This is a genomic window from Janthinobacterium sp. C22 (genome assembly GCF_057919405.1).
In genome coordinates, this window is sequence record NZ_CP193659.1 from 3,134,576 (window position 1) to 3,152,631 (window position 18,056).

15 protein-coding genes and 1 pseudogene are annotated in these 18,056 nt (G+C 63.3%); 14 read left to right on the forward strand and 2 right to left on the reverse strand.

The annotated features are described in order from the left end of the window. Nucleotides 1-151 precede the first annotated feature (151 nt). Nucleotides 152-388, forward strand: a complete 237-nt coding sequence (locus tag ACRHIG_RS14635) for a hypothetical protein (RefSeq protein ID WP_070257673.1) — start codon at nt 152-154, stop codon at nt 386-388. A 124-nt stretch (nt 389-512) separates the two neighbouring features. Beyond that, nucleotides 513-761, forward strand: a complete 249-nt coding sequence (locus tag ACRHIG_RS14640) for a hypothetical protein (RefSeq protein WP_034783948.1) — start codon at nt 513-515, stop codon at nt 759-761. 104 nt (nt 762-865) lie between these two features. Here ACRHIG_RS14640 and ACRHIG_RS14645 read toward each other — a convergent pair whose 3' ends face one another. Further along, on the reverse strand, nt 866-1,057 hold the full coding sequence (locus ACRHIG_RS14645; protein ID WP_489630585.1) for a hypothetical protein: 192 nt from the start codon (nt 1,055-1,057) through the stop codon (nt 866-868). Nucleotides 1,058-1,107: 50 nt separating this feature from the next. Here ACRHIG_RS14645 and prpB point away from each other — a divergent pair, with 50 nt between their 5' ends. The 5 genes and pseudogenes from prpB (at nt 1,108) to ACRHIG_RS14670 (ending at nt 9,156) form a co-directional block, all read left to right on the forward strand. Next, entirely contained in the window at nt 1,108-1,995 is an 888-nt protein-coding gene (gene prpB / locus ACRHIG_RS14650) for a methylisocitrate lyase (RefSeq protein WP_489630586.1), read from the forward strand. A gap of 79 nt (nt 1,996-2,074) precedes the next feature. Next, complete coding sequence (gene prpC, locus ACRHIG_RS14655) at nt 2,075-3,229, forward strand: bifunctional 2-methylcitrate synthase/citrate synthase (RefSeq protein ID WP_489630587.1); 1,155 nt, start codon at nt 2,075-2,077, stop codon at nt 3,227-3,229. Between the two features lie 23 nt (nt 3,230-3,252). Then, nucleotides 3,253-5,846 (forward strand): annotated as a pseudogene (acnD, locus tag ACRHIG_RS14660) (Fe/S-dependent 2-methylisocitrate dehydratase AcnD). A 121-nt stretch (nt 5,847-5,967) separates the two neighbouring features. After that, entirely contained in the window at nt 5,968-7,158 is a 1,191-nt protein-coding gene (gene prpF / locus ACRHIG_RS14665; protein ID WP_489630588.1) for a 2-methylaconitate cis-trans isomerase PrpF, read from the forward strand. Nucleotides 7,159-7,260: 102 nt separating this feature from the next. Continuing rightward, a complete protein-coding gene (locus tag ACRHIG_RS14670; protein WP_489630589.1) occupies nt 7,261-9,156 on the forward strand; it encodes a propionate--CoA ligase in 1,896 nt (631 codons plus the stop codon). 35 nt (nt 9,157-9,191) lie between these two features. Here ACRHIG_RS14670 and ACRHIG_RS14675 read toward each other — a convergent pair whose 3' ends face one another. Continuing rightward, on the reverse strand, nt 9,192-9,905 hold the full coding sequence (locus ACRHIG_RS14675; RefSeq protein WP_475417660.1) for a S24 family peptidase: 714 nt from the start codon (nt 9,903-9,905) through the stop codon (nt 9,192-9,194). A gap of 149 nt (nt 9,906-10,054) precedes the next feature. Between ACRHIG_RS14675 and ACRHIG_RS14680 the strand changes: the two genes are divergently transcribed. The 7 genes from ACRHIG_RS14680 to ACRHIG_RS14710 all read left to right on the forward strand — a co-directional run bounded on the left by ACRHIG_RS14680 (nt 10,055) and on the right by ACRHIG_RS14710 (nt 18,047). Further along, nucleotides 10,055-10,468, forward strand: coding sequence for a FeoC-like transcriptional regulator (locus ACRHIG_RS14680; protein ID WP_489630590.1), 414 nt, complete (start codon nt 10,055-10,057; stop codon nt 10,466-10,468). A 25-nt stretch (nt 10,469-10,493) separates the two neighbouring features. Continuing rightward, entirely contained in the window at nt 10,494-11,036 is a 543-nt protein-coding gene (locus ACRHIG_RS14685; protein WP_489630591.1) for a hypothetical protein, read from the forward strand. Nucleotides 11,037-11,365: 329 nt separating this feature from the next. Continuing rightward, a complete protein-coding gene (locus ACRHIG_RS14690; protein ID WP_489630592.1) occupies nt 11,366-12,571 on the forward strand; it encodes a phage tail tube protein in 1,206 nt (401 codons plus the stop codon). An 81-nt stretch (nt 12,572-12,652) separates the two neighbouring features. Further along, on the forward strand, nt 12,653-13,096 hold the full coding sequence (locus ACRHIG_RS14695; RefSeq protein ID WP_070289666.1) for a hypothetical protein: 444 nt from the start codon (nt 12,653-12,655) through the stop codon (nt 13,094-13,096). A gap of 104 nt (nt 13,097-13,200) precedes the next feature. Further along, on the forward strand, nt 13,201-13,440 hold the full coding sequence (locus ACRHIG_RS14700) for a phage tail assembly chaperone (RefSeq protein ID WP_489630593.1): 240 nt from the start codon (nt 13,201-13,203) through the stop codon (nt 13,438-13,440). A 51-nt stretch (nt 13,441-13,491) separates the two neighbouring features. After that, nucleotides 13,492-15,660, forward strand: coding sequence for a phage tail length tape measure family protein (locus tag ACRHIG_RS14705; RefSeq protein ID WP_489630594.1), 2,169 nt, complete (start codon nt 13,492-13,494; stop codon nt 15,658-15,660). Then, nucleotides 15,606-18,047: a hypothetical protein gene (locus ACRHIG_RS14710; protein WP_489630595.1), complete on the forward strand. Its 2,442-nt coding sequence runs from the start codon at nt 15,606-15,608 to the stop codon at nt 18,045-18,047. The genes ACRHIG_RS14705 and ACRHIG_RS14710 overlap by 55 nt, the downstream gene beginning before the upstream one ends. The last annotated feature ends 9 nt before the right edge of the window (nt 18,048-18,056 follow it).

An 18,056-nucleotide genomic window follows, 5' to 3' on the forward strand; every position in this document is an offset into this window, starting at 1 on the left:
GGGCAAGGGAATGGCATTATATCGCCAGAGTTCGCTAAAAAAAATGCTGCAAATTGACATTTGACATGCGAAAAACAGATAAGCCCCCGTCGCAGCCGTGCGCATGCTCGCGCTTGCAGCATGGTAACCTCATTCTTCCAAGGAGGAATTCATGAACGATATCACTGCACGCAGCGAACAGTACCGCGGTTTTACGATTTCCGTGACCCCGCAAAAGGACAACGATGATTTATGGGATTTTACCTACCGCCTGCAGCGCGAGGGTGAGCCGGAAGCGCAGGCCATCACGCGCAGCCGCACCCTGGGCGGCTACGCGGCGCCCGAGACCGCTTGCACGGCGGGCCTGGAAGTGGCCAGGACGGAAGTGGATAATCTGCTGCGTCCTTGAGACAGCGTAAATCGTTTAGCCCGAAAGTCGGCCTGACAGCGCGCCGACGCGTGAAACACGTCGCTAGCGGTCCCGCTTCATGCTACGATTTCCAGTATTGAGTCAGTCACCAAGGAGGCACCCCATGGATAGCAGTTCTAAAATTCACTATAAAGGCTGGGAAATCGTTCCCCTGGCCGTGCCCACCACCGATGGCAAATGGTCGGCCAGTTGCGACATCGAACGCGCCACGGCGGAAGGCCTGGAAGTATTCGAAGGCTCGACCATGCAGTTCGTGCGCGACGACGAGGAGGGCGCCATTGCCGCCGCCTGCGAAGAAGCCGTGCGCCAGATCGACAACATCATCGCCAATCCGCTGGTGCGGCTCGCGTAGACCCTGCATTTTCAGCAGACCTGCAGCCGGCACCCGCCGGCTGTTTTTTTATGCGTGCGCCCGGCGTCCCGCCTGCCCGGCGGCAGCCCGGCACGTTTCATGTTTCAATGTTTCAAATGGAATGATTGAAACATATTTGAAACATCGTTGACCTGCATCGTGACATCGCTGTTCCCTGGCGTGGCAGCGCCTGCATTGCCGCCGCGTGGCCGTTTACCCTGGTTTTCACTGTGCCGTGGCGCATTTTCCGCACGGACGCATGGTGCTGGCACGGCATTTGCAATACTGATGCTCATAGCCACTCCGTGAAACATTCGGGACCATCCGAAACCCATAAGGTGAACACATGACTCAATACTCCGCAGGTGCCGCATTCCGCAAGGCCGTCCAGGAAGAATCCCCGTTGCAAGTCGTCGGCGCCATCAACGCCAACCACGCCTTGCTGGCCAAGCGCGCCGGCTATAAGGCCATCTACCTGTCCGGCGGCGGCGTCGCGGCCGGCTCGCTGGGCTTGCCCGACCTGGGCATTTCCAGCCTGGACGACGTGCTGACCGATATCCGCCGCATCACCGACGTGTGTGACCTGCCGCTGCTGGTCGACGCCGACACGGGCTTCGGTTCCTCCGCCTTCAACGTGGCGCGCACGGTGAAATCGATGATCAAGTTCGGCGCGGCTGGCCTGCACATCGAAGACCAGGTGGGCGCCAAGCGCTGCGGTCACCGTCCGGGCAAGGAAATCGTCAGCAAGGAAGAGATGGTTGACCGCATCAAGGCGGCCGTCGATGCGCGCACGGACCCGAATTTCGTCATCATGGCGCGTACCGATGCGCTGGCCGTCGATGGCCTGGACGCGGCACTGGAGCGTGCCGTCGCCTGCGTCGAAGCGGGCGCCGACATGATCTTCCCGGAAGCCATCACGGACCTGGACATGTACGCCACGTTCGCCAAGGCCGTCAACGTGCCGATCCTGGCCAACATCACGGAATTCGGTGCCACGCCGCTGTTCACCCTGGACGAGCTGCGCAGCGCCCATGTGGGCCTGGCCCTGTACCCGCTGTCGGCCTTCCGCGCCATGAACAAGGCGGCGGAAAACGTCTACCAGGCGCTGCGCCGCGACGGCACGCAAAAGAATGTCGTCGACACCATGCAGACGCGCATGGAACTGTATGAATCGATCAACTATCATGATTTTGAGCAGAAACTGGACGCGCTGTTCGCCGCGCAAAAGAAATAAGCAGAAATAAGTAAAGAAGCAGGGACCGCATGCCGGTCCCGCAGTGACGCACCCGAGACTATTCAATCTGGAGAACACAATGACCGCACCGCAAGCCGCCACTTTCAAGCCTAAAAAATCCGTCGCCCTGTCCGGCGTCACCGCCGGCAACACGGCGCTGTGCTCGGTCGGCAAGACCGGCAACGATTTGCACTACCGCGGCTACGACATCCTGGACGTGGCCGACAGCTGCGAGTTCGAGGAAATCGCCTACCTGCTGGTGCACGGCAAGCTGCCCACAAGCGCGGAACTGAAGGGCTACAAGGCCAAATTGAAGTCGCTGCGCGGCTTGCCGTCGGCCGTCAAGCTGGCGCTGGAAGCGCTGCCGGCCGCCGCCCACCCGATGGACGTGATGCGCACGGGTGTCTCCGTGCTGGGCTGCACCCTGCCGGAAAAGGACGACCATAACGCGCCGGGCGCGCGCGACATCGCCGACCGCCTGATGGCGTCATTCGGCTCCATGCTGCTGTACTGGTACCACTATAGCCATAACGGCAAGCGCATCGAAGTGGAAACGGACGACGACTCGATCGGCGGCCACTTCCTGCACCTGCTGCACGGCGAAAAACCGTCGGCGTCGTGGGAAAAAGCCATGCACACGTCATTGATCCTGTACGCGGAACACGAATTCAACGCCTCGACCTTCACCAGCCGCGTCATCGCCGGCACGGGTTCGGACATCCACTCGGCCATCACGGGCGCCATCGGCGCGCTGCGCGGCCCGAAACACGGCGGCGCCAACGAAGTGGCGCTGGACATCCAGAAGCGCTACGACAACCCCGACGAAGCGGAAGCGGACATCCGCGAGCGCGTCGCCAACAAGGAAGTGGTGATCGGCTTCGGCCACCCCGTCTATACGATTTCCGACCCGCGCAACGTGGTCATCAAGGAAGTGGCGCGCAATCTGTCGCTGGAAGCGGGTTCGACCAAAATGTTCGACATCGCCGAGCGCCTGGAATCGGTCATGTGGGAAATCAAGAACATGTTCCCGAACCTGGACTGGTTCTCGGCCGTGTCCTACCACATGATGGGCGTGCCGACGGCGATGTTCACGCCGCTGTTCGTCATCTCGCGCACCTCGGGCTGGGCCGCCCACATCATCGAACAGCGCATCGACAACAAGATCATCCGCCCGAGCGCCAACTACGTGGGCCCGGAAGACCTGGAATTCGTGCCGATCAAGGACCGCAAATAATGAGCACAGCAATGAGTACCCCGATGAATACCCTGCACCGCAAACCCTTGCCGGGAACAGGGCTGGACTACTTCGACACGCGCGCCGCCGTCGATGCGATCCAGCCCGGCGCCTACGCCACCTTGCCCTACACCTCGCGCGTGCTGGCCGAAAACCTCGTGCGCCGCTGCGACCCGGCCACCCTGAACGCCTCGCTGAGCCAGTTCATCGAACGCCGCCGGGACCTCGATTTCCCTGGTTTCCCGCGCGCGTCGTCTGTCATGACATCCTGGGCCAGACGGCCCTGGTCGACCTGGCCGGCCTGCGCGACGCCATCGCGGCCCAGGGCGGCGACCCGGCCCTGGTCAATCCGGTGGTGCCGACGCAGCTGGTGGTCGACCATTCGCTGGCCGTCGAATGCGGCGGTTTCGACCCCGACGCCTTCGCCAAGAACCGCGCCATCGAAGACCGCCGCAACGAAGACCGTTTCGATTTCATCGACTGGACCAAGAAGGCCTTTAAAAACGTCGACGTGATCCCGCCCGGTAACGGCATCCTGCACCAGATCAACCTCGAGCGCATGTCGCCCGTGATCCAGGTGCAGGACGGCGTGGCCTATCCCGACACCCTGGTGGGCACGGATTCGCATACGCCGATGGTCGATGCGCTGGGCGTGATCGCCATCGGCGTGGGCGGCCTGGAAGCGGAAAGCGTGATGCTGGGCCGCGCTTCGTGGATGCGTTTGCCCGATATCATCGGCGTCAAGCTGACGGGCAAGCCGCAGCCGGGCATCACGGCGACTGACACCGTGCTGGCGCTGACGGAGTTTTTGCGCAAGCAGAAGGTCGTCTCGTCCTACCTGGAATTCTTCGGCGAGGGCGCGTCGCACCTGACCCTGGGTGACCGCGCCACGATTTCCAACATGGCGCCGGAATTCGGCGCCACGGCTGCCATGTTCTACATCGACGCGCAAACCATCAAGTATCTGAAGCTGACGGGCCGTGACGACGAACTGGTCAAGCTGGTGGAGCTGTACGCGAAGGAAACGGGATTGTGGGCCGACAGCCTGGTGGACGCGCAATACGAGCGCGTCTTGAGCTTCGACCTGTCGTCCGTCGTGCGCAATATCGCCGGGCCGTCGAATCCGCACAACCGCGTGCCGACGTCGGAACTGGCCGCGCGCGGCATTTCCGGCGTGGTGGAAAACGAGCCGGGCAAGATGCCGGACGGCGCCGTCATCATCGCCGCCATCACCAGCTGCACGAATACGAACAACCCGCGCAACATGATCGCGGCCGGCCTGATCGCGCGCAATGCGAACCGCCTGGGTCTGACGCGCAAGCCGTGGGTGAAATCGTCGCTGGCGCCCGGCTCGAAAACCGTGGAACTGTACCTGCAGGAAGCGGGCCTGATGCCGGAGCTCGAAACGCTGGGCTTTGGCGTCGTGGCTTTCGCCTGCACCTCGTGCAACGGCATGTCGGGCGCGCTCGACCCCGTCATCCAGGATGAAGTGGTGTCGCGCGACCTGTACGCCACGGCCGTCCTGTCGGGCAACCGCAACTTCGACGGCCGCATCCACCCGTACGCGAAACAGGCTTTTCTCGCCTCGCCGCCGCTGGTGGTGGCGTACGCGATCGCCGGCACCATCCGCTTCGATATCGAGAAGGATGTGCTGGGCCATGACGCGGATGGCAAGGCTATCCTGTTGAAGGATATCTGGCCGTCCGACGAGGAAATCGACGCCATCGTCGCCTCCAGCGTCAAACCGGAGCAGTTCCGCAAGGTGTACATTCCCATGTTCGCCGCGCAGGCGGATGACGGCATCAAGGTCAGCCCGCTGTACGACTGGCGTCCGCAGACGACATATATCCGCCGTCCGCCGTACTGGGAAGGCGCGCTGGCAGGCGCGCGCCCCTTGAAAGGCATGCGTCCGCTGGCCGTCCTGGGCGACAACATCACCACCGACCACTTGTCGCCATCGAACGCCATCATGCTCGACAGCGCGGCCGGCGAATACCTGGCGAAGATGGGTTTGCCCGAGGAAGACTTCAATTCCTACGCCACGCACCGGGGCGACCATTTGACGGCGCAACGCGCCACGTTCGCCAACCCGACCCTGAAGAACGAGATGGTCATCGAGGACGGTAAAGTCAAAGCGGGTTCGCTCACGCGCATCGAGCCGGAAGGAAAAATCTCGCGCATGTGGGAAGCCATCGAGGTGTACATGGAGCGCAAGCAGCCATTGATCATCATCGCCGGCGCCGACTATGGCCAGGGTTCCTCGCGCGACTGGGCCGCCAAGGGCGTGCGCCTGGCCGGCGTGGAAGCCATCGTGGCCGAAGGTTTTGAACGCATCCACCGCACCAACCTGGTGGGCATGGGCGTCTTGCCGCTGGAGTTTTTGCCGGGCGTGAACCGCAAGACCCTGGGTCTGGACGGCAGCGAAACCTACGACGTCGTGGGCGAGCGCACGCCGCGCTCCACCTTGACCCTGGTCATCCACCGCAAGAACGGCGACACGGTCGAAGTGCCCGTCACCTGCCGCCTCGATACGGCGGAAGAGGTGTCGATCTACGAGGCCGGCGGCGTGCTGCAGCGATTTGCCCAAGATTTCCTAGAATCTTCGAAAGCCGCGTAACGGCAGGTCGGATTAGCGCTTGCGCGTAATCCGACGCTGTCTGCCAAAACGCGCCAACAATGTGTCGGATGACGCGTGGCGAAGCCACGCTAATCCGACCTACCTCTTTCCAGGAAAACTCATGACCCACGTACCCCAAATCAACATCCCCGCCACCTACATGCGCGGCGGCACCAGCAAGGGCGTGTTCTTCCGCCTGCAGGATTTGCCCGCCAGCGCGCAAGTGCCGGGCGCGGCGCGCGACGCCTTGCTGCTGCGCGTGATCGGCAGCCCCGACCCATACGGCAAGCAGATCGACGGCATGGGCGGCGCCACGTCCAGCACCAGCAAGACGGTGATCCTGGCGAAAAGCAGCAAGCTTGACCACGATGTCGACTACCTGTTCGGCCAGGTCTCCATCGACAAGCCTTTCGTCGACTGGAGCGGCAATTGCGGCAACCTGTCGGCCGCCGTCGGCTCGTTCGCCATCGCCAGCGGCCTGGTGGACGCGGCCCGCGTGCCTGCCGACGGCATCGCCACGGTGCGCATCTGGCAAGCCAATATCGGCAAGACCATCATCGCCCACGTACCCATGACGCATGGCGAAGTGCAGGAAACGGGCGACTTCGAACTCGATGGCGTGACCTTTCCGGCTGCCGAAGTGAAGCTGGAATTCCTCGATCCGGCCGCGGAGGAAGAGGGTGGCGGTGGCGCCATGTTCCCTACCGGCAACCTGGTCGACGACCTCGACGTGCCCGGCATCGGTGTGTTGAAAGTCACGATGATCAACGCCGGCATCCCGACGATTTTCGTCGACGCGCACGCCATCGGCTACACGGGCACGGAACTGCAGGACGCCGTCAATGGCGATCCGGCCGCGCTGGCCCGCTTCGAGGCCATCCGTGCGCATGGCGCGCTGCGTATGGGCTTGATTTCCCATGTCGATGAAGCGGCGAAGCGCCAGCACACGCCGAAAGTGGCCTTTGTCGCCCGGCCGGCAAGCTATGTCTCGTCGAGCGGGAAAAAGGTGGAAGCGGGCGACGTCGACCTGCTGGTGCGTGCCATGTCCATGGGCAAACTGCACCACGCCATGATGGGGACGGCGGCGGTTGCCATCGGCACGGCGGCGGCCATTCCCGGCACCCTGGTCAACCTGGCGGCCGGCGGCGGCCCGCGCCAGAGCGTGCGCTTCGGCCACCCGTCCGGCACCCTGATGGTGGGCGCGGAAGCGGCGCTGCTCGATGGCGCCTGGAGCGTCACCAAGGCCATCATGAGCCGCAGCGCGCGCGTGCTGATGGAAGGTGCCGTGCGCATTCCGGGCGACGCGTTCTAGGCAGCGAGACGCAGGCAGATGGCACACAGATGGAACACATAAAACGGTGACCAGGCCCGGTCGCCCAGGTCCGATACAGATTCCACGCATACCGGAGGAGACATGAATTTCGCGGCATTTTATCAACGCTCGATCGACACGCCTGACGTTTTCTGGCGCGAGGAAGCCGACAAGATCGACTGGAACACCCCGTTTTCGCAAGTGCTCGATTATTCCCGCCCGCCTTTCGCCAAATGGTTCGTCGGCGGCACCACGAATTTGTGCCACAACGCCGTCGACCGCTGGGTGGACAGCCAGGGCGATGCCGCCGCGCTGATCGCCATTTCCACCGAAACGAATACGGAGCGCAGCTACAGCTTTCGCGAGCTGCAGCGCGAAGTGGAGCGCTGCGCCGCCATTTTGCTGTCGCTCGGCGTGGTCAAGGGCGACCGCGTATTGATCTACATGCCGATGATCGCCGAGGCGGCGTTTGCCATGCTCGCTTGCGCCCGCATCGGCGCCGTGCATTCCGTGGTGTTCGGCGGTTTTGCCGCCAACAGCCTGGCCAGCCGCATCGACGATGCGCAGCCCAAGCTGGTATTTTCCGCCGATGCCGGTTCGCGCAACGGCAAGGCGATTGCCTACAAGCCGCTGCTCGACGAAGCCATCCGCATCGCAGCGCACAAGCCGCAGCACGTGCTGCTGGTCGACCGCCAAATGCTGCCGATGGAACGGACGCCGGGCCGCGACGTCGATTACGCGGCCCTGCGCGAGCAGCATCTGGACGCGCAGGTGCCCGTTGCCTGGCTCGAATCGAACGAGCCGTCGTACGTGCTGTACACCTCGGGCACGACGGGCAAACCCAAGGGCGTGCAGCGCGACGTGGGCGGCTATGCGGTGGCGCTGGCCTCGTCGATGCAGTACAACTTCTGCGGCAAGCCCGGCGAAACCTTCTTTGCCACCTCGGATATCGGCTGGGTGGTGGGCCACTCCTACATCGTGTACGGCCCGCTGATCGCCGGCATGGCCACCATCCTGTACGAAGGCTTGCCCATCTGCCCCGATGCTGGCATCTGGTGGAGCATCGTTGAAAAATACAAGGTCACGCGCATGTTCTCGGCGCCGACGGCCATCCGCGTGCTGCGCAAGCACCCGGTGGAACTGATGCGCAAATACGACCTGTCGTCCTTGAAGGCGCTGTATCTGGCGGGCGAGCCGCTCGATGAAACCACGTCGCAGTGGATCGCCGACGAACTGAAGGTGGACATCATCGACAACTACTGGCAGACGGAGACGGGCTGGCCGATTTTGTCGGTGGCGAAAGGGATTGCCAATACGCCGACGCGCCTGGGCAGCCCCGGCCAGGCCATGTACGGCTACCGCGTCAAGCTGCTCAACGAGGCGACGGGCGAGGAGTGCGGTGCCAACGAGAAGGGCGTGCTGGTGCTGGAAGGCCCGCTGCCGCCCGGCTGCATGCAGACGGTGTACGGCGACGACGAACGTTTCGTCGACACCTACTGGTCCACCTTCAGCGGGCGGCAAGTGTATTCGACCTTCGACTGGGGCGTGCGCGACGCGGACGGCTATTATTTTATTCTGGGCCGCACCGATGACGTGATCAACGTGGCCGGCCACCGCCTGGGCACGCGCGAGATCGAGGAAAGCATCACCAGCCATCCGAACGTGTCGGAAGTGGCGGTGGTGGGCGTGGAAGACAAGCTCAAAGGCCAGGTGGCGATGGCTTTCGTGATCCTGAAGAATCCGCAGGGCTTCGAGAGCTTGGACGCGAAGGCGGTACTGGAACGCGAAGTGATGGCCGTGGTCGACCGCCAGCTGGGCGCCGTGGCGCGGCCCGCGCGCGTGCTGTTCGTGGCGCAGTTGCCGAAGACGCGCTCGGGCAAGCTGCTGCGCCGTTCGATCCAGGCCATCTGCGAGGGACGCAGCCCGGGCGACCTGACGTCGATGGACGACCCGGCATCGCTGCAGCAGATCCAGGCAGCATTGGCGTCGGCGCCATGACGGGAGCGAGGTTTATCAATCGATAAACATTGTTTTCAAATACGGTCGCTTTCCTTGCGCACGACCCTGCCCACGATCAGGCATTCATTGCCGCGGCATAGCTTGCGGTGGTATTTGCGCTGGTCGGGGTTGTCCGACGTCAGCCACCATTCACCGATATCGCGCGCCATGCGCTTGACCACCGGCTCGCCTTCGTAATTGATGGCAAACACGATGCCGTCGGCCGGCCGGTTGTCGGCCGTATTGATGATCACCACGTCGTCCTCGTACAGGGCCGGCTCCATGCTCTCGCCCTTGACCTTGATCGCCACCAGTTTTTCAGGGTGGTAGCCATTGCGCTCGACCCAGCTGCGCGGCACGCTGATGGTGCTGCCGTCGTGCGTTTCCGGCTCGATGGCAAAGCCCGTGATGCCGGCCGACAGGCGCAGCTTCACCTTGCGGATCGGGTAGAAGCGTTCATCTTCGCCATCTTCCACGACCACGGGCTGCACGCCGGCCAGCGCGCGCGCGGCCATGGCCGCCTGGTCGGGCGCCGCGCCCTGGTCGAAGTACATGCTGCCCAGCTGCAGGTCCGCTTCCAGCTTGCGCGCGATCTTTTCGCTGAAGGCGCGTCCCTCGCGGTAGGTGGGCGAGAGGATTTGCGAGATGCGCGCCTCGCTCCAGCCGCTGACGTCGGAAATTTTCTTGCGCGTGTTGTCGTAGTGCTCGCGGATCAGGGCCAGCAGGCGGTCGCGTCTGTATTGATACATATCCATCTCCACATTAAACCTGAAATTTACCGTTTGATAAATTACCAAATGCTTGACTTTAACATTAGCGATTGATAAAGTCTACTTGTTGCCTGTCGCAAACGTACTACAGCGTTTGCCGGTTGGCGACACCACGGGAGGTCAGGCAGATGTTGAACAGCAGTCAGTCGGTTGAAAGCAGGGCGGTGCCGCGGCAGGGGCGCCAGTTACAGGGACGCAGCAAGAAGTCGCAGCTGCATATCGCCCGCATCGCGCAGTACATCCGCGAGCAGGGCCAGGCCAGCGCGGCGCAGTTGTCCGCCTTGCTGGGACTCGATGCGGGCACCATGAGCCGCTATCTGCGCCACATGTGCGGCATGGGACAGATCCACCTGGCGCAGCGCCATTGCACCGAGCCGGGACGCCAGCGGCCCGCCCTGTACGCGCTGGGCGAACAGGATGAAGACGCCGATGGCTGGGCCGAACTGCCGCCGCAGGTGCGTCGCACGGCCAGCTGGCCACGCGGTGCGGCGCGCCGCGATCCGCTGGTGGCGGCCCTGTTCGGGCCGGCGCAGGAAAATTAAGACAAGAATCAACGAGGAGAAAATCATGGGGTTTGCAGAAAAATTCATCGCATCGCTGTCGTCGCAGAACCTGCGCGACGATGCCGTCCACCACGACCTGGACGTGATCGCGGCCGCCGCGCTGGCCGGCGACATGGGCGCCTTGCTGTGCCGTGTCAAATACGCGGACGGCACCGTCAGCCGCCTGTTCGAGGGCAATGCGGGCAACCTGGCGCAGCTGCTGCGCGCCTGGACGGCGGCCGTGACGCAGAAGGGCCGCGCGCGGCGCTGGGTCAAGGCGCAGACGGCCTGGGATGCGCAGGCCGCCAATACCTTGTACCGCCGCGTGGCCGAAGCGTCGCTCGCGCATTGGCTCGACAGCAAATGCAAGGTTTGCCACGGCACGGGCGTCGTCGCCGCCATGCAGGCCGGCGCGCCCGTCGTCTGCAAGGCCTGCCACGGCGCCGGCGAAGCGGCCATCAGCTGCTCCGGCGGCTTCGAGCTCGAACGCATCAAGGATATGGTCAGCGAGCTGGAAGGCATCTTCCAGTCGCACGGGGTCCGCGCCATGCGCCGCCTGGGTCACTGAAAAGTTTTTTGCAATATGCCTGACGCTGAAAAAAATGCCCCTACAATAGAGTCTCGATCACGCAGCAACAGTAACACCGGCAACACCGCAGGACCACATGCTTCTCCACTCGTAATAGACGCGCCTCTGGCGCGACACCGATAGGGGAAATCAGCGCAGCGAACCGCCTTCATGGCCCCCTTCGCCCATTCCATCCGGCACGGCCTCGCGCCATCCGGACGCCAGCCCGCCGCCTCACCGCGCGGGCTTTTTATTTTCCCGATACTTGGCAGTTCCACCCCTCAAGACCACAGCTGTGGTCTTTTTTCATCCCACGAAAGGTATTACTTATGGCATCGACAGCAAACGGCATCGACAGCTTGATCGTTATCAGCAAACAAAGCGCCGAAGGCAGCAAGGCCGCCGCCGGCGGCGGTCAGATTTATCCCCGCGTCACGGCCACCTTCGACACGGAAGCGGACAAATACGCCAGCGCCGAGATCGACGCCAGCCAGCAGCAGGGCGATACCCGCCTGGGCAATTTCCGCACCACGGGCGCCATCAAGGCGGAAGCGGCGTGCGGCACCTACGCGCCGCTGATGGCAGCGCTGCTGCGCCGCGACTTCACGGTCGGCGGCGTCGCTGCCGCGCAAACCACCATCGCTGCCGCCGCCTCCGGCCTGACGCGCAGCGCCGGTTCCTGGCTGGCCGAGGGTTTCCGCGCCGGCAGCGTGGTGCGCATCACCGGCATGACGGCGCCGGCGGCCGCCAACAACGCGAAGAACTTCTTCGTCACGTCGGTGACGGCGACCAACCTGAATGGCCAGTTCATGGATGGTTCGGCCATGATCGTCAAGGCGGCCGGCGACTCGGTCGGCGTGGCGGCGGTGGGCAAGCGCAGCTTCACCCCTTTGAGCGGCCACACCACCGACTGGTTCACGGCCGAAGTGCAGGACCCGAAGATCGGCGTGCACCGCAGCTTCGTCGACCAGCTGGTCAGCAAGATGGATATCGCCGTGCAGCCGAACGGCATCACCAGCCTGGACTTCACCCTGATGGGCAAGGCGGAAGGCCCGACCACGGCCGTGCCGTATTTCCCCACGCCGCTGGCCGCGCCTGGCGCCGGCAAGTTTTCGGGCGCCACGGCGATGCTGTCCGTGAACGGCATCCCGTCGCAGATCTGCACCGGCATGTCCGTTTCGCTCGACGGCCAGGTCAAGGTCGACCCGGTGATCGGCTCGAAGTACGCCACGGCAGCCTCGCGCGGCAAGGTCATGGGCTCGGGCCAGTTCACGGTGCTGCTGCAGGACGCCACCTACCTCGACTACTTCAAGTCCGAGACGGAAATCCCGCTGGCCTACGCCATGGCGTCGGGCACGGCGCCAACCGCCGACGTGCTGGCGCTGGCCATGGGCCGCATCAAGATCACCTCGGCCAAGATCGACGACGGCGAGAAGAACAAGATCGTCACCTGCGCCTTCGACGTCCTGCGCTACAAGGGCGGCGATGCGCAGCATGAAGCGACCACCCTGACCATCCAGGACAGCGCGCTGTAAGCGGCTGACGCTTGCTCCGGGGCCGCCGTGAGGCGGCCCTTTTACCTTTATCCGATTGAATTCATTCAGAAAGCGGCACACATGAACAACGCACAAAAAATCCAGGCAGGTTTCGACATCGGCAATATCCACGCGGCTGCCACGCCCGTCACCTTCGACGTGCCCGTCATCTTCGACGCGGACGGCGAAGCGGTAGCCGGCCTGACCATCGTCGGCAAGAACAGCGAGCAATACCGCCTGGCCAACAACGCCGTGCGCGCAGAAGGTTATAAAAAGTCGGCGCGCCGCAAGACGGCCATCGATGCCTCCACTGACGAAGGCGCGGAACTGCTGGTGCAAGCCATCGACGGCAACCAGAAACGCCTGGCCCTGGCTGTGGTCACGGGCTGGTACGGCTTCACCAGTAACGGCGCACCCGTGCCGCTCGATGCTGCGCTGCTGGAAGCGGCCTTTGAAAAATACCCGACCTGGCAGGAAAAAGTGACCACGGCGCTGGAAAACGAGTCGAATTTTTTGAAACTCTGACGGCCAGCCTGCTGCGCTACGCCGGGCACCAGTTCGAGCGCGGCGCGCGGGCGGCCGATGGCCATGCCAAGGGGGAGCATATCGATGCGGCCCGGCGCCATCCTTTGTTCCGCGCGCCGCCCGAGGAAGCTGCGCCGCCCATGCCGTTCGAGCTGGCCCACGTGTGGGAATGGTTCGCGCAATTGAACCGCAAGCGGCAGAACGGCATGGCCGTCAATCCCATCGCCAGCACGGAAATCCTCGCCTGGCAGGCGCGACACGGCATCGCCATCGAGCCGTTCGAGCACCAGCTGCTGGACCAGCTCGACGCGCTGTTTTTGTCGCACCAGCATGCGGCGGGCTGACCCGCATTTTCCAACCCGGCCGCCATGCGCGGCCTTTTTTATGGGCCAACCATGCCAGAGATAACTGAGTTAAAGATTGCCGTGAATACGGCGGAGATAAAGGCGGGGACGCAGGCGGTGAATGACCTGGCTGCCGCCAGTAAACAGACAGGCGAACAGGCCGAGCAAGCCAGCAGCAAGTTTCGCAACTTCGAACCGAGGGTGCGCGCGCAGGCGGAAGCAGCACGCACGGCGGCAGATGCAAACATTGCCTTGGGTGCCGGCGGTGGCGATGCCGCAGATGGGCTGCTCAAGGCAATGGAGGCGATCGATGGCTTTACCAAGGCCGCGGCCAAGATCGGTGCAGGAGGATTGAACGCTGACATCGGGCAGATCAAGGATGGCCTGGGAGAGATGGCCAATGCCACCGGCTTGACGGAACTGGCCATGAAGCGCCTGGGCGCGGGGCCGCTTCTGGCGCTGCAGATGGCCGCTGAGGTGGCGGCCTTCGTGGCGGAGGCCTTCGTGCAGGGCCAGCTGGAATCGGACAAGTTCTCCCGTGCCCTGGAACTGACCGGCAATGCGGCCGGCATCACGGAAGGCCAGTTCAACACCATGGTGGCGTCGGTATCCGATGCCAGCCAGGGCGGCCTGGGCGATACGCGCGTGGTCTTGCAGACCCTGGTGGAAACGGGCCAGTTCACCAGCGAAGCGCTCAATTCCGTAGGCGCGGCAGCGGTCACGATGGCGCAGATGAATGGCCAGTCGGCCGGCGCCGTGGCTGCCGACTTCGCGACCATGGCCGATGGTGTCACTAACTGGGTCGATACGCACGATAAAAATTACAACATTCTGACGGGCGCCCAGTACGCGCATATCGCCGCGCTGGAAAAGGAAGGCAAGACGCAAGAAGCCATGGTCATGGCGAGCGACTTGATCAACGCAGGACTGCAAAAACGGGCTGAAAAGCTCAGCATGATTGGCACCTTGCTGCAAGGAAGTAAAAATCTCTGGTCCAGCTTCATGGATGGTATGCGTTCCATTGGACGCGAAGAGACACCGGAAGACGAGATCGAAAAAATCAAGAAGCGCACGGCCGAAGTGCGCCGCACGGGACAGCTGGTTCCCGGCACCCACCCGGCGGCGCGCCTGACCGGCGCCCAGATGGAGCAGTTCGAGCAGGAACAGGCCAGGGCGTTGGAAGTGGCGACGAACAAGAAAACCCAACGGGAAGCAAAGGCGAGGGCCGACCAGGCGGAATCGAAACGCAATGCCGACGCCAAGCAGGCGGTCAAGGACCTGGACGAGATGCAGAAGCGCTATGTCACCAGGGCGGAGCGCGAAACAGCGGAGATCAGCAAGCTCGAGGAAACCCTGGCCAATGCCAAGGCTGGCGGCGTCGCCCTCTCGCCAGCCAAGGAGAAAGAGCTGCGGCAGAAAATGCACGCCTCGTTTGCAGGGCCTGCCAGGACTGCTGCGCCGCCTGCCGCCGGTTCCGACTCGCGTGACGCCGTGCTGGCAGGCGAACTGCAGGCGATTCAAAGCGCATTGCGCCTCAAGACCGAAGGTTATGACCAGCAGGCCAAGCTCGATGAGGCGCGCCGCAAGGGCGGCGCCTTGAGCGAGGATGAGTTTTTTGCGAACCGCCGCATGGCCATCAGCGCGCGTGGCGCGGCCGAGGTGGCGGCTTACCAGCAGCAAGCCGAGGTTTTAAAAGGTTTTCAGGCGAAGACGGCGCAGGGCCAGCAGGAAAGGGACAACAAGATCGCCGAAGCAGGCGCGGCGCAGCTGCGCGTGCAGCAGCAAGTCAACGCCGACCTGGCGCAACTGGAGGAAACGGCGCGCCAGGAGAAGGAAGCGGCGGCGAAGAAACGCGAGGAGGAGACCAAGGCAAAAGAGACCAAGAACCGTGCCGATGCCAAGGCGGCGGATGAAAAAACGTGGAAAGACACGGTCGATGGCGCCAAGGCCATGGGCGACGCGCTGGAAAAAGCCTTCGGCAAGGCTGGGGCGGCGGTCGGGAAGTTGGGTACGGCCTTTGCCGACTATCAGAAGGCTCAGCGTGACATTCAACGCACCTTGAGCGAAGGACTCAAGGATGCCGGCAACGATGAACCCAAAAAGACGCTGCGCATGCGAAGGCCCGCGAGGATGGCGCGCAGGCGCAAATCAAGGGCTACCGCGACATGGCGGGTGCCGCCAAGGGCTTCTTCAAGGAAAATAGTGCTGGCTACAAGCTGATGGAAGGGGCCGAAAAAGCGTTTCGCGCGGTGGAAATGGCCGGCCAATTGCAAAAACTGGCCACCAGCCTGTTTGTATCGGGTTCGTCCGCCGCTGGTGTGGTTGTCGGGCAGGCGACAGAGACCGGCGCGGTAATGGCAGGTCAGGCCGCGCAGAATGCGGCCAAGGTACCCGGCGTGTTCATGTCCTTCATGAGCTCCATGGGGCCGTGGGGCTATGCGGCGGCGGCGGCGGCGATTGCCGCCGTGCTGGGCGGCGCCTTCAGCGGCGGCGGTGGCGGCGCCGACACGACGGCCAAGGACCGCCAGGCCGCCAACGGCACCGGCACCGTGCTCGGCGATTCATCCGCGAAATCGGCGTCGATCGCCAAGAGCCTGGAAATCATGGAGAAAAACTCCGGCTTGGGCCTCGCGTATTCCTCGTCGATGGTGGTCTCGCTCAAGCAAATTGTGTCAGGCATTGGAGGTCTGGGCAGCTTGCTGGTGCGCTCGGACATCCTGACTTCCGCATTGGGAACCAAAGGCAGTTCCAGCGGCGGCGTTATCGGCAACGTCGTCAGCAGCATTTTTGGCGGCAAGACCACGGTGCAGGATGTGGGCATCGTGACCAACTCGTCAAGCCTTGGTGCGCTGGAAAAATCCGGCTTCAATGTAAATTCCTATGTCGACATCAAGAAGTCCGGCGGCTGGTTTTCCAGCGACAAGAAGTCCACGAACCTCACGGCCATGGGAGCGGAAACGAACGACCAGTTCACAAAAATCGTACTGGGTCTGCGCACGAGTATCGTCGCGGCGGCCGATTCCCTGGGCTTGGGCGGCGACGCCTTCGCCGCACGCTTGAATTCCTTCGTCGTCAGCCTGGGCAAGATCAGCCTGAAGGATTTGAAGGGCGAAGAAGTGCAGAAGGCGCTGGAAGCGGCTTTTTCGAAGCTGGGCGACGACATGGCCAAGTTCGGCGTGGGCGGCCTGGAGAAATACCAGGCCGTGGGCGAGGGCTACCTGGAAACATTGGCGCGTGTGGCCAACAACTACATGCAGGTGTCGGACGTGTTGGCCGTGTTGGGCAAGTCGTTCAACACCTCCGGCCTTGCCGCCGTGGCCCTGAGCGAAAGCCTGATTAATGCGGCTGGCGATCTCGATACCCTGACCAGCGGCACCAGCTTCTTCGTGCAGAACTTCCTGAGCGAAGCCGAGCAGATGGACCCCGTTACCAAATCGGTGCGCAGCGCGATGGCGGCGATGGGACAGTCCGGCGTGACGACGAGCGAACAATTCAAGGCGCTGGTGCTGGCGCAGGACTTGAACACGGTCGCCGGCCAGAACATGTATGTGCAGCTGCTGGCCATCGCCGAGCCGTTCAAAAAGGCGGCCGACTATGCGGCCGACCTCAGTGCCGCCACCGGCGAGCTCGCCGAAGTGAGCAAGACAGCCAGCGACATCGCCAGCGAGCGCAAGGATATGCAGCAGCAGTTGAACGAACTGACGAAGACCGAAGCGCAGTTGCTGGCGGCTCAACGCGCCAGCGTCGCTGAAGTCAATCGTGGCCTGTTCGACCAGATCCAGGCCGTCAAGGCGGTAACCAGCGCGAAGGATGCGCTGGCCAAGGCCTACGAGACGGAATCTACGGCGGCCAAGTCGGCGCTGGAGAAGTCGAAATCGTGGGTGACGACCCTGAATGGCCTGAACTCCAGCATGGCGTTGGGGGCCCAGTCGACGCTGACGCCGGAGCAGAAGTATGCGGAAGCACGGGCCCAGTTCGAGAAAACCTTGGCGGCCGCAAATGCGGGCGACGCGACGGCGCAATCGGGCTTGTCTGCCGCCGAACAGGCCTTTTTGACGGCATCGCAAGTGGTCAATGCGTCCGACGCCCGCTATGCGGCCGATTATGCCCGCGTGGTGGAAGCGAACAAGGAAGCATTGAAGTGGGCAGCGGCGCAGGTCGACGTGCAGCAGGCCAGCCTCGATGCACTCAATGCCCAGGTGTCAGGCCTGATCACCATCAACGACAGCGTGCTGACGGTGGCGCAAGCCATCGCCGGCCTGCGGGCGGCGATGGGCGGTGCGGTGGATCTCGGTGTGCAGTTCAGCAATCCTCCCGTGGTCGCGGCACTGGCCGCGATGACTTCCCCGTTACGGCGGCCGTCTTCGACCCCGTGCGCTACTCCTCGGCCGCGAACGTGGGTTCCGAGGTTCTCGTCGCTGAAATCCGCGGCCTGCGCGAGGACAACCAGGCCATGCGTGTGGAGCTGGAAGGCTTGCGTGCCGACCAGCGGGCGCAAACGGGCGCCACCATTCAGGCCACCTTTGAATCGAACGCCAACGCCGCCAGGACGGTGGTCGATGGCGTGGAAAAATCGTCCAGGGCATCCGCCTGGGCCAGTGCAGTGAAAGGAGAAT